Annotated in this window: 9 protein-coding genes, 5 tRNA genes and 1 pseudogene; 3 read left to right on the top strand and 12 right to left on the bottom strand. The window is 42.4% G+C overall.

What is annotated here, in order from left to right; translation table 11 throughout:
* Positions 1-1,224: 1,224 nt before the first annotated feature.
* The 3 genes and pseudogenes from MWM02_RS19345 to MWM02_RS19520 all read left to right on the top strand — a co-directional run bounded on the left by MWM02_RS19345 (position 1,225) and on the right by MWM02_RS19520 (position 2,613).
* Positions 1,225-1,353 (top strand): hypothetical protein, encoded by a 129-nt coding sequence (locus MWM02_RS19345; protein WP_256462199.1) that lies wholly within the window; start codon positions 1,225-1,227, stop codon positions 1,351-1,353.
* A 66-nt stretch (positions 1,354-1,419) separates the two neighbouring features.
* Complete coding sequence (locus MWM02_RS00985; RefSeq protein ID WP_244402447.1) at positions 1,420-1,737, top strand: transposase; 318 nt, start codon at positions 1,420-1,422, stop codon at positions 1,735-1,737.
* A pseudogene (locus MWM02_RS19520) lies at positions 1,734-2,613 on the top strand (IS3 family transposase). The gene MWM02_RS00985 and the pseudogene MWM02_RS19520 overlap by 4 nt, the downstream one beginning before the upstream one ends.
* A 608-nt stretch (positions 2,614-3,221) precedes the next feature.
* On the opposite strand, the gene glmS reads toward MWM02_RS19520, so the two are convergent.
* From glmS to MWM02_RS00920, 12 genes are all read right to left on the bottom strand, one after another.
* Positions 3,222-5,024 (bottom strand): glutamine--fructose-6-phosphate transaminase (isomerizing), encoded by a 1,803-nt coding sequence (gene glmS / locus MWM02_RS00975; protein WP_064551467.1) that lies wholly within the window; start codon positions 5,022-5,024, stop codon positions 3,222-3,224.
* 476 nt (positions 5,025-5,500) lie between these two features.
* Positions 5,501-6,847: a phosphoglucosamine mutase gene (gene glmM / locus MWM02_RS00970; RefSeq protein WP_244402742.1), complete on the bottom strand. Its 1,347-nt coding sequence runs from the start codon at positions 6,845-6,847 to the stop codon at positions 5,501-5,503.
* 29 nt (positions 6,848-6,876) lie between these two features.
* A complete protein-coding gene (locus MWM02_RS00965) occupies positions 6,877-8,112 on the bottom strand; it encodes a CdaR family protein (RefSeq protein WP_064551480.1) in 1,236 nt (411 codons plus the stop codon).
* A complete protein-coding gene (cdaA, locus tag MWM02_RS00960; RefSeq protein WP_064551471.1) occupies positions 8,105-8,929 on the bottom strand; it encodes a diadenylate cyclase CdaA in 825 nt (274 codons plus the stop codon). Before cdaA ends, MWM02_RS00965 begins: the two co-directional genes overlap by 8 nt.
* Positions 8,930-9,028: 99 nt before the next feature.
* Positions 9,029-9,640 (bottom strand): anti-sigma-W factor RsiW, encoded by a 612-nt coding sequence (gene rsiW / locus MWM02_RS00955; protein WP_064551473.1) that lies wholly within the window; start codon positions 9,638-9,640, stop codon positions 9,029-9,031.
* A gap of 14 nt (positions 9,641-9,654) precedes the next feature.
* Positions 9,655-10,218 (bottom strand): RNA polymerase sigma factor SigW, encoded by a 564-nt coding sequence (sigW, locus tag MWM02_RS00950; protein WP_064551475.1) that lies wholly within the window; start codon positions 10,216-10,218, stop codon positions 9,655-9,657.
* Positions 10,219-10,376: 158 nt separating this feature from the next.
* Positions 10,377-11,279, bottom strand: coding sequence for an arginase (rocF, locus tag MWM02_RS00945; protein ID WP_244402741.1), 903 nt, complete (start codon positions 11,277-11,279; stop codon positions 10,377-10,379).
* Positions 11,280-11,446: 167 nt separating this feature from the next.
* Positions 11,447-11,519: transfer RNA gene (locus tag MWM02_RS00940), tRNA-Ala, on the bottom strand.
* A gap of 17 nt (positions 11,520-11,536) precedes the next feature.
* Positions 11,537-11,608: transfer RNA gene (locus MWM02_RS00935), tRNA-Gly, on the bottom strand.
* A gap of 7 nt (positions 11,609-11,615) precedes the next feature.
* A tRNA-Lys gene (locus tag MWM02_RS00930) sits at positions 11,616-11,688 on the bottom strand.
* 216 nt (positions 11,689-11,904) lie between these two features.
* Positions 11,905-11,979, bottom strand: a tRNA-Gln gene (locus MWM02_RS00925).
* Positions 11,980-12,051: 72 nt separating this feature from the next.
* Positions 12,052-12,133: transfer RNA gene (locus MWM02_RS00920), tRNA-Tyr, on the bottom strand.
* Between the last annotated feature and the right edge of the window lie 6 nt (positions 12,134-12,139).

The following is a 12,139-nucleotide window of genomic DNA, read 5'->3' as shown; positions in this document are numbered from 1 at the left end:
TAAAATGACATTGTGCCAGCTTCTCCGTGTCATTTTTGTTGTCTAGGAAATCGGCTGTCTTATAGGCCTCAAGCTGCCTGTTTGAGACCGAAAACGTCCTTGATTATTCAATTTGCATTAAACGCTTGGTGCTTTGTACTTAACACATGCAGTACCTTTAGTAAATTCCTACATAGCTCAACAATCGATTGTTTCTCCGAAATAAGTTATTTGTCGTGTAATGGTTTTGCAACTGTCGAACCACTTCGTTGTGACGGATATCGGCATCATGACACGGAAAAGGAGAGGGGGCGAAATCTCCTTCTTCTACTTTTCTTGTTTCCGACTTTTGTGATGATTATAATCCCTCGCTTTGCCGGCAAGTACAAGGGCCTTCTCGATCTCTTTCCTGTTAAAATCAGACGGGTACGGTGTATATTTCAACGTAGCAAGCGCTATTTTTCTAAAATAAAGAAATTTTTACCATAACTCCTGATAATACCGATCGAACCAGCGAATCAACTGATTCGGAACCGCTCCTACTCTTTCGCGAGTCTGGATCGAAACGTTGCCTTACACGAAGCTCCACCTCCATCCCTTTAAAAATGCATGGATAGCTAAATCGGCTATCTTTCATGAGTTGGACAATGACGAGTACATCTTTCGCATCGTGCATGGTCGGAAAATTGTCGTCTAGTCTTTTTGAGCGCTTGACGTGCATTGGATTCGTCTTGACGAGAGGATTGTCCCTTTGTCTCAAGATAATTTCCTTATCCAGAGATACCCTTCCTACCTACATTTTAACATAAGAATATTTCTTGTCCATTATTACATTTTATTTACATTTTATTTAATTAGGCTCTGTTAACGTGAATATTGATTTTATTGTTTTTCCTTATTCGACCTAGTAGGAAGTTGTTAAACGAGGTGAAATATTGAAGCATAAAGATAATGCTACTATGTACGAAAAATGTTTTTGGCAATTAAAAAATGCATGAAATGGCAAATAAGAATATTCAATGATCTGTATAAAATTTCATACCTGTTGTCGCTTGACATGGAGCCTCTGCGGGCATGCTTTCTGGCAAAGGGGGCAAGCCACAGGACTTTGCAAGGCATATAAGCCTATCATACCCGCCACTCCATGTAAAGCGGTGAATATGCAATAAATTATGCATATCCTTAATTGCCAAACACTACAATTCTTAATTGCCACTAACAATGAAAAAAGAGGATATATGGGTCTTGAATCAACAACAAAGGATTAAGGAGCTTTTAAAAAAAGAAGAGGTTGACCGTTTAAAGGAATTTTTTGCTTCCTTTTGGTATTATCCCCTTATAGTAGACAGCGCAAAAAAAGGCTATACTGTCTAACTGATATTATCCCTCTTGTGTAGACAGTGTAGAAAAAGGACACACTGCTATGCAGGAGGGATTTTTTTGGATAAATCAGATGCAAAATACACAAGCTATAGTTTTGAATTTAAATTACGTGCAGTGACGATGTATTTGAATGAACAATTAGGGTATCGAAAAGTAGCCAAGAGAATGGGGATCAAAGATCCTAAAAGGGTACGCATTTGGGTAAAGAACTATCAACAGTATGGAGAAGAAGGACTAAAAGAACGTAGAGGAAAAACCATTTCCTCTAAACGGGGCCGCCCAAGAAAGAAGCCATTAACAGTAGAAGAAGAAAATCGAAAACTCAAAGCAGAAAATGAATTCTTAAAAAAGCTTATTGCCTTGAAAAGGAGGTGAAAACCAGAGACAAAACCGTCTTCTATTCCATCATTCATGATCTTAGTAGTTCCTATCCTATTTCTTTGTTATGCAAGATAGCTTGTGTTTCCAGAAGCGGTTATTATAAGTGGCTGAAACGAAAAAATGTAACAACAGTGAGGGATTTAAGAAATCAAGGCATCATGAATTTGATCGTGGAAGCCTATGAAGTATCCAATGGAACCTATGGTTATCCAAGAGTAAAGGCATACATTTTGCGGGAATACGGGTGGAGAATCAATCACAAATGTATTTATCGCTTAATGAAGCTAATGAATCTTCAGGCGAAAATTCGCAGAAAAAAGCAGGCCTACCGAAAAGGTTCAGAAAGAATGAAGGTACCGAACGTATTAAATAGACAATTTACAGCGAGTAAACCGAATGAGAAATGGGTGACAGATATTACCTATCTCCTTTGGGACAACCAGCGTCTATACTTATCCGTTATCTATGATCTCTTTAACGGAAGTGATTTCATACCGAATCAGTAAAAGAAATGATGTTCCACTGGTTCTTGATACCTTAGACGAAGCAATAAAAAAACGAGATGTGAATGGAACCATTTTACACAGTGACCAAGGGTTCCAGTACACATCCCATGAATACCACGCAACTCTCAAACAACATGGTATGATTCCAAGTATGTCCAGAAAAGCAGACTGTTTAGACAATGCTTGTATAGAAAGCTTTTTTAGCCATCTAAAAACAGAATGTATATATCTTAAGGAATTTCACTCCGTGGATGACCTGGAAGCAGCTGTTCATAAATATATGGAGTTTTATAATGATAGGCGCATTCAAAGGAAACTTACATACCTTAGCCCTGTACAATACAGAAAGAAGGTATGTGCATAACACAAGGAATCACGGATGACTAGAGTAGCTCCTCCATCAGCTTGTCTGCCAATTAGTTGATGGGCTGTCAGTGTCAAGTGATTTCCTTGACACTGACAAAGCCCAATCAACTATGATGGATGAAGCTGATGAGAGGGTCTTTTTAAACACTGTCTACTTGACAGGGGTAAGTTCAAAATAAGTTGCATAGCTTCCTTTTTATATTTTGGGGGGACAATAGAATATTCTTTAACTTTCTTTTTAGCTGGTAAGCAACATTTATTTAGTAGCAAAAATCTTAACCATATTTAACCTGTATACGTTTCTCCAAATTTCCCTTATGCTCCTAATAGCTTCTCGTATAAACGCCATTCTTTCTAATAAATCATCTACATACTCATCTTAACAGAGAATTAAAAAACTTTTCTTTATTCGATTTAGACCTTTCTCCTAAAAAATATAGCCTCTAACGCTAAAACGTTAGAGGCATAACTTTGCTCAAATCGTCGCCCTAAAATATTTAATTAATCAAAAGCGAGTATACAACTTTTTTGTCGAGTATACGACTTTTTTGTTCAGTATACAACTTTTTTGTAACTCGACAAAAACGGGACACATGTTTTCATCTTTTATTCGACCGTTACGCTCTTCGCCAAGTTGCGCGGTTTGTCGACATCGCAGCCGCGATGCAGTGCCGCGTAGTAGGCGATGAGCTGCAACGGCACGACGGAAACGAGCGGTGTAAGCATCGGATGAACCGCCGGGATGACGTAGCGGTCTTCGTCTGTTTCCAAGCCTCTCATCGAAATAATGCATGGATTGGCGCCGCGGGCGACAACTTCTTTGACATTGCCACGGATGCTTAAGTTGACGTGCTCTTGCGTCGACAAGGCAACGACTGGAGTGCCGTCTTCGATCAGAGCGATCGTTCCATGCTTCAATTCTCCGCCAGCGAATCCTTCCGCTTGAATGTAAGAAATCTCTTTTAATTTCAACGCACCTTCAAGACATACATAATAGTCAACGGCGCGGCCGATGAAGAAGCAGTTGCGCGTCGTTGATAAATATTCGCGGGCGATTTTTTCCATTTCTTCTTTCGCGTCGCACAACATTTCCATCACATTGGCGATAATGCCAAGCTCTTTTTTCAAGTCGAAGTCCAGCGCAATGCCTTTCGCTTTCGCCGCAGCTGTCGCTAAAATCGCAAGCACGGCGATTTGCGCTGTATATGCTTTCGTCGATGCGACGGCGATTTCCGGGCCGGCATGTAACAATAGCGTATAATCTGCCTCACGGGAAAGAGTAGAGCCCGGTACGTTTGTAATCGTAATCGCTTTATGGCCGAGTTTCTTCGTTTGAACAAGCACCGCACGGCTGTCCGCCGTTTCCCCGCTTTGAGAAATGTAAATGAATAGCGGTTTTTCAGACAACAGCGGCATATTGTACGAAAACTCGCTGGCAACATGCACTTCGACAGGGATTTTCGCCCATTTCTCGATCAGCTGTTTTCCGACTAATCCCGCATGATAACTTGTACCACAAGCGATAATATATAAACGATCCGCATTGACCACTTCCGCGACCACTTCTGGTGCAATCGTAAGCTGGCCGTTTTCATCTTGATATTTTTGAATGATGCGGCGCATGACAAACGGCTGCTCATCGATTTCTTTCAACATGTAATGCGGATATGTCCCTTTTTCGATGTCACTCGCGTCTAACTCCGCGGTATATGGAGCGCGTTCAATGATATCGCCGTTCAAATTTTTAATCGTAATGCTTTCTCTCGTCACTATGACCATTTCTTTATCCATCAATTCGACAAATTGGTTTGTCACTTGCAGCATCGCCATCGCGTCGCTCGCCACAACATTGAAGCCATTGCCAATTCCGACAAGCAACGGGCTTTTATTTTTTGCGACATAAATAACTTCTTGATTTTCCGCATCAATCATCGCGATCGCATAAGAACCTTTCAGCAAGGTTAACGTTTTGCGGAACGCTTCTTCAACAGAAAGGCCGTCATTCACAAACTTTTCAACAAGCTGCACGACAATTTCCGTATCCGTGTCGCTTTTCAGCGCCACATCTTGTAAATACTCCTGTTGCAAAATCGCATAGTTCTCAATAACCCCGTTATGCACGAGCGTAAAGCGGCCAGAAGCGCTTTGGTGCGGGTGCGCATTGATGCGGCTCGGAGCACCGTGTGTCGCCCAGCGCGTATGGCCGATTCCAAGAGTGGCGCTGACTTTCGGATCAACGACAGCCCGCAAATCGGCAATCCGTCCTTTTTCTTTAAAAAGATGAATTCCTTCTTCGTTCAACATCGCGATGCCTGCGGAGTCATACCCGCGATACTCCAATTTTTCTAATCCGCGCAATAAAATTTCCTTGACGTCATGTTGACCGATGTAACCGACAATTCCGCACATAACCGTTTTCCTCCCTTATGATTTGGGGAGGCTGCCGCACAAAAGATCCTTCACTATATTCTTTTTTCAAGGAACGACGCCAGGGGTCTAGTCCTTTTGCGCAGACAGACTCCCCCGTTTCCGTGCTTTTGCGATTATGTCCTTCCCTTTGTCCAAAGGGTCACCCCTTTGTTTTAAGAAAGGACTTGCGGCTGTAATCGCAACAACCGGGAGGCATCCGCCGAAACCTCGATAAACCTCCTCCTCGTCAACTAAGCGTTCTTCCGTCCACGCTTAGTCCAGGCGCTTTGCAAATAAATGACAGAATAAAACCCTCTACCCACCTTTCTTTTTTAAAATAATAACAAAATAATATTACAGTACGTTTCTTAAAACGTCAACTGCCATATTATTTCATAAAATAACCTATGCATAAACAGAATAGAATGTTCCATTTATGCATAGGCTGGTGATGAGCTTTCATTCTTAATTTGATTCTATTCGATTCCCATTTCCTCGCGAATGACAGAGGCAATCCGTTCAACATAGTTCCGGCATGATTCTTCCGTCGGCGCCTCTACCATCACGCGCACAAGCGGTTCCGTTCCGGACGGCCGGACAAGAACACGGCCGTTTTCGCTCATTTCTTTTTCCACTTCTTGAATTACGGCTTTCACTTTTTCGTTTTCCATCACTTTATGTTTATCGGCAACTTTTACATTCATGAGCTGTTGCGGATATTTCTTCACTTCACTCGCGAGCTCAGAAAGTGGTTTTTCTTTGATTTTCATAATATTTACAAGCTGCAGCGCTGTCAGCAGCCCATCTCCCGTCGTATTGTAATCAAGGAAAATAATATGTCCCGATTGTTCTCCACCTAAGTTATATCCATTTTTCCTCATTTCCTCTACGACGTAACGATCGCCGACAGCCGTTTGCACACTTTGAATTCCTTGCGCTTCAAGTGCTTTGTAAAATCCGAGATTGCTCATCACAGTGGAAACGACCGTTTGCTGTTTAAGACGGCCAATTTCTTTTAAATATTTCGCGCAAATGTACATAATTTGGTCGCCATCCACAATATTTCCGTATTCATCCACCGCAATCAAGCGATCCCCGTCGCCGTCAAAGGCGAGCCCGACGTCCGCGCCTTTTTCTTTTACAAACGACGCTAACGCTTCCGGATGGGTCGAGCCAACCCCTTCATTAATGTTAATGCCATTCGGCGATGCCCCCATTGTCACAACATCCGCTTCCAAATCAGCGAATAAATGGGTGGCAAGGGACGAGGTGGCCCCATGCGCACAATCGAGCGCAATCTTCATTCCGGAAAAATCTTCGTCAATGGTCTGTTTTAAATACTGCAAATACTTTTGACCACCTTCAAAATAATCGTTCACTTGTCCTAACGCTTTTCCGATCGGTCTTGGCAACATATCTTCCGGGCTATCAATCAGCGCTTCAATTTCTTGTTCTTGTTCATCGGAAAGCTTAAAACCGTCCGGGCCAAAAAACTTAATTCCATTGTCTTGAACAGGGTTATGTGATGCGGAAATCATAATTCCCGCTTGCGCTCCTAACGCTTTTGTCAAATAAGCAACGCCTGGGGTGGAAATAACACCAAGGCGCATTACTTCCGCCCCGATCGAAAGTAATCCGGCGACAAGCGCTCCTTCAAGCATATGTCCAGAAATGCGTGTATCGCGGCCAATCAATACTTTTGGCCGTTCTTCGCTTTTTGTTAATACATAGCCTCCGCAGCGGCCAATTTTAAATGCTAGTTCCGGTGTCAACTCGCGATTCGCAACTCCGCGAACGCCATCAGTACCAAAATATTTACCCATTATGTCAATCTCTCCTTACGTAAATGAAATTATCGTTCATTAATTTTAATTTTTACGTTTTTTTTCGGCAATTCCCATTTGATATTTTGCGGACCATTTAATTCCGCTTTTACTTCATGCTCACCAACGCCTAAATCACTGACATCGACATACAACTTAACATCGTTCGTTTGAATATTGTCTAATACGTCTGGCGCTCCATATAGTTGAACATCCATCGCTCCTTTTTGTGGATCGATAAAATCAACTGTATATTGATCTCCTAATCCTACTACATGAATTGGCACTTCCTTTAATATTTTCGTTTTTTCTTCTTGCACGTCAACCACTACTTTTATTTTTGAAGGATCAACGCTTTTTACTCCTTCGGGCAATGGAACATCCATTTCCAACGTTGTATCTTTTGTAATTTCGTCCAAATTAATCGTAATGCCGTCAATAAATTCAATGGAATCGATTTTTTCTTTTTCACCAAAAATCGTCACTTGATTTGGGATCGTTTCTATTTTGACAATGCTTAATCCTTTTCGCAGCGATCCTGTCCGATTAATTTTCAGCGGAACCGTTTTGCTTGGGCTTTTAATCGGAACAGTTACTTCCACTACGGAAGGCTGCACATCTAAATTTAGCACGTTCCCGCGACTGTCGTAAACGGTTACCCTTGATTCTTGTGTTACAGTATCTGTTGCTCCACCTAAATCAATTCTCGCTCTTACGGATGATATGCTATCAATCAACTGTTTGGCACCAGTGATGGTGACAGAGTTCGGTTTGACAAGCGGCTGTTCAATCATATAGCCTTCCGGCACTTTATTTTTATTGATCAAATCAACCCCAACAGAGAAATTTTTAGAAACTTTCTCCTGAATTGTTACTCTTGCTGTTGAAGGGTGAATTTGAACCTTTAGTTTATCAGAGATGTCTTTATATTTTATTGGAACGGTATACGTTCCTAACGGTAAGTCTGTTAAATCAATATACACTTCAAAGTCGCGCTGCAAAGCAGTCGGCTTTACGATGCTTGCAGGCCCTTGCAAAGTGATATTCACATATTTCGGAATACCAGAGACAATTAAATTTTCCTCATCATAATAAACGACGACAGGAACATTCGTCAGCGTTTCTGTATCCTCCTGCCCCACCGTATTGCGGGTAATCACTCCCGATTTTGTTTCTTTTTCAATATTCGCTGACATATAAAGCATAATCGCTAACAGCAAAGAAAATATTTTAATAAACCAATGGTTATTCATTAACCTATCCATCATGTTTCTTCCCCCTCCATTGCCAACGGGATGAGGAAGTCGCCTTTGTGGCTGGCACTAGCTCCTTTGTAAGCAACTCCCGAAACTGTTCCGGAGTCAAATCTCGGTGCAGCTCCCCGTTTTTGGTGATCGATACCGCGCCGGTCTCTTCTGATACAACGACCGTTATACTATCTGTCACTTCGCTGATCCCTAACGCAGCACGATGCCGAGTCCCGAGCTCTTTTGAAATAAATGGGCTTTCGGAAAGCGGCAAATAGCAGGCAGCCGCTGCAACATGGTTTTTCTGAATGATGACGGCCCCGTCGTGCAACGGAGTGTTAGGGATAAAAATATTAATTAATAGTTCAGAAGAAACACGGGCATTCAAAATAATGCCTGTTTCAATATAATCTCCCATTCCCGTTTCCCGTTCAATGGAAATTAACGCGCCAATCCGCCGTTTTGCCATATATTCTGTCGCTTTAATAATCGCCTCAACCATTTTCGTTTGTTCTTCGTCATCATTTGCGCTGCTTCGCGAAAACAGCCTTCCCCGCCCTAACTGCTCAAGCGCGCGCCGTAATTCCGGCTGGAAGATAATAATAAGCGCGAGAAACCCCCATGTGATTGCCCGATCCATTAACCATTGCAATGTGCTAAGGCCGAGAAAGTTACTAACGAGATGCACGAGCATAATAAGAATAATTCCTTTTAAAAGCTGGACCGCCTTCGTCCCGCGAATCATCATAATGAATTTATATATGACATACCAAACAACTAGAATATCAACGATCTTGCCTAAATAGCTTAAAATCGGGAGCTCTCCGAAAGGCATTTTCACACTTCCTTTATTATCTAATTCCAACATATTGTATTTAAACAGCTCTTTTATTATAACATATCATACAAAAAAGCCATCGAAAAAGATGGCCCTCTATTCGAACGCTTCCACAGCATCCTTTACTCGCTCCTTAATATTATACCAAATCCATTCAAATACTTGGTTAATTTCTTCCAATTCTCCTGTTACTTGCCCCGCGGAAGCTAAATATTTTTCACCATGAATGACGGTAACATTGCCCTCGACTTTCCCTTCGATCTTTATAGAACCGTTGCGAACGACGATGTCTCCTTGGACAACTTCTCCTTTCGGAACAATAACCGTATGGCCACGAATGATGACATTTTCACGTGTCGAAACAGAAAACTGTTTTTGTTCATTCCATGTGGTAAATAGGCTTCCGATCGTCAAAATAACAAATAAAGACGCGGCGGTAATGAACGGATGGTTTTGCAGCCACCTTCTCATACGAATTATCTTCTTCTCTTTCGGCAGCTTTGCCATCACACGCGCCGTAAAGTCAGAAGGAGGGATGAGGTGGGACGCATGCTGAATAAACGCCACTGTTTTCTTTAATCCATTAAAATGGTCAGCGCATGCCGAACATTGCTGCAAATGCTCCCTTAATATTTTCGCATCATGCGGCTCAATATCACCATCTAAGTAATCGTGCATAAGGTTTATAATGTTATGTGGACATTTCATGTTCTTCCCTCCTCTCATAAATGGCCCAAATGCTTTCGTAACGCTTCTCTGCCACGGTGAATTCTTGTTTTTACGGTGCCGAGCGGCAAATCCAAAATTTCGCTAATCTCCTGTAACGATAAATCTTCTATATACTTTAACACAATAACGCTGCGATACTTTTCTGGAAGTTTTTCAATCGCTTTCTGTACGGTTTCCTGTAGCTCCATGCTTTCTAATGTTTCTTCCGGAGAAGCTTCATTAGAGGAAAGCTGCGAATACATCGTAAGTCCGTCCGTGCCGCTTATCTCTTCGTCTAAATAGGCGTCGGGTTTTTTCTTCCGGATTTTATCAATTGCTAAATTGGTGGCAATTCGGTAAAGCCACGAAGAAAACTTCATGTTTGGATTATACGTATGAATATTAACATAAGCGCGAATAAATGCCTCTTGGGCGGTATCTTCCGCCTCGTGACGGTTTCCGAGCATACGGTAACATAAGCGGTATATTTTGTCTTTATAAAGGTCTACAATATCTGCATAGGCATTTTGATCCCCTTTTTTGATCGCTTTGATGCGTTTTTTCACGAATATCTCCATATAATACGATACCTCCGCACACTGCGGCTACAGTGTATTACGTTCATGCATAAAAAAAGTTTCAGGCAAGCACGTACAATTATTTTACCATATCTGCTTAATCTTTCACTAAACAAAAATAAAACAGCAGATTCTATAAAATCTGCCGTTTTCTGCCTCTACACTAACTTTTCTCCAAAAAGGGACCCTATCAATCCTACCGCGACGGAGGCAGTCTTATTGCGTTCATCTAAAATCGGATTGACTTCTACAAATTCCGCTGATGTAATTAGTTGCGCTTCTGCAAGCATTTCCATTGCCAAATGGCTTTCGCGATAAGTAAGCCCCCCGATAACCGGCGTGCCCACTCCCGGAGCATCGTGCGGATCCATCCCATCTAAATCGAGTGATAAATGCACGCCGTCCGTCTGTCCCTTCAAATAAGCAATCGTTTCTTGCATCACTGTCGTCATGCCGAGGCGATCTACTTCATGCATTGTATATACCTTAATTCCCTTGTCATGGATTAATCGCTTTTCCCCCTCATCAAGAGAGCGGACACCAATAAGAACAATATTTTCCGGTTTCACTTTTGGGCTGTAACCACCGATATTCGTCAAATGTGGATGCCCCAAGCCAAGACTCACAGCGAGCGACATCCCATGAATGTTCCCAGACGGAGAAGTTTCCGCCGTATTTAAATCGCCATGGGCATCATACCAAATAACTCCCAAATTTTGATAATGCTTTGCGACACCTGCTAATGTTCCAATGGCAATGCTATGGTCGCCGCCTAATACAAGAGGAAAGCGCCCTCTTTGGACTACATCGTCCACCATCTCGGCTAATTTTTCATTTATTTCTGCAATCGCTTTCAAATTACGTAAGTTAAGTCGTAACTCTTCATCATCAGACCGTTCCGCTTTTCCAATTGAAATATCGCCTAAATCTTCAATTTCATAATGAAGGCGTTCTAGCCTTTCGATTATTCCCGCATAACGCATGGCACTCGGTCCCATATCCACACCGCGGCGTGTCTGCCCTAAATCCATTGGCACCCCAATAATCGATATCTTCTTCATGCTGCCTCCCCTTTCCATCGTACTACTTCACTATTGTAGACGAAAATATCATATTGACTCAACTTAACAATTTTTTGAATATTTATTCTTGACAGACAAAAAATCTGAGATCAGCACAAACAAAAAACATCCCATTTCGGAATGAAACGAAATGGGATGTTAGTCAATGGAGCCTATCGGGATCGAACCGATGACCTCCTGCGTGCAAAGCAGGCGCTCTCCCAGCTGAGCTAAGGCCCCATATTTATTTGTAAAAAAGCGGAAGACGGGACTTGAACCCGCGACCCCCACCTTGGCAAGGTGGTGTTCTGCCACTGAACTACTTCCGCATGTCGATGAGCCATGGAGGATTCGAACCTCCGACCCTCTGATTAAAAGTCAGATGCTCTACCAACTGAGCTAATGGCTCATATAGCTAAATGAAGACACTCATGATTTTCGATGCCTCTTCCCCTGTCAGCAAACTCAAAGATGTTAAATGCGTTGGACAACATATCGGAATTTTCCGGCCCGTTGCCTCTTCCTCTACTAGCTATTCAAAGATGTTAAATGCGTCGAGGCAACTCGGAGCGGATCCATAGAAGCTTAGGCTCGTTGCTTCCTGCCAATTCTAACTAATGAGTGATGGCTGGGCTAGCTGGATTCGAACCAGCGCATCACGGAGTCAAAGTCCGTTGCCTTACCGCTTGGCTATAGCCCAACAATCCAGAAGTACCAACCGAAAATATTATCACACATAACATAAAAATTTATACTTGTTTAACTACGAAGATGGAGGGGGACGGATTCGAACCGCCGAACCCAAAGGGAGCGGATTTACAGTCCGCCGCGTTTGGCCACTTCGCTACCCCTCCACATTG

Origin of the sequence: Parageobacillus sp. KH3-4, assembly GCF_022846435.1 — a bacterium.
Taxonomy (GTDB): domain Bacteria; phylum Bacillota; class Bacilli; order Bacillales; family Anoxybacillaceae; genus Parageobacillus; species Parageobacillus thermoglucosidasius_A.
Note: the sequence above shows the minus strand (reverse complement) of the source record. Positions and strands in the feature narration are given on the sequence as shown.

Excerpts from the sequence above, each read along its gene's own strand:
- glmS (WP_064551467.1), bottom strand. The coding sequence starts at position 5,024 with ATGTGCGGAATTGTCGGTTACATCGGTCAACATGACGTCAAGGAAATT.
- glmM (WP_244402742.1), bottom strand. The coding sequence starts at position 6,847 with ATGGGTAAATATTTTGGTACTGATGGCGTTCGCGGAGTTGCGAATCGC.
- MWM02_RS00965 (WP_064551480.1), bottom strand. The coding sequence starts at position 8,112 with ATGGATAGGTTAATGAATAACCATTGGTTTATTAAAATATTTTCTTTG.
- cdaA (WP_064551471.1), bottom strand. The coding sequence starts at position 8,929 with ATGCCTTTCGGAGAGCTCCCGATTTTAAGCTATTTAGGCAAGATCGTT.
- rsiW (WP_064551473.1), bottom strand. The coding sequence starts at position 9,640 with ATGAAATGTCCACATAACATTATAAACCTTATGCACGATTACTTAGAT.
- sigW (WP_064551475.1), bottom strand. The coding sequence starts at position 10,218 with ATGGAGATATTCGTGAAAAAACGCATCAAAGCGATCAAAAAAGGGGAT.
- rocF (WP_244402741.1), bottom strand. The coding sequence starts at position 11,279 with ATGAAGAAGATATCGATTATTGGGGTGCCAATGGATTTAGGGCAGACA.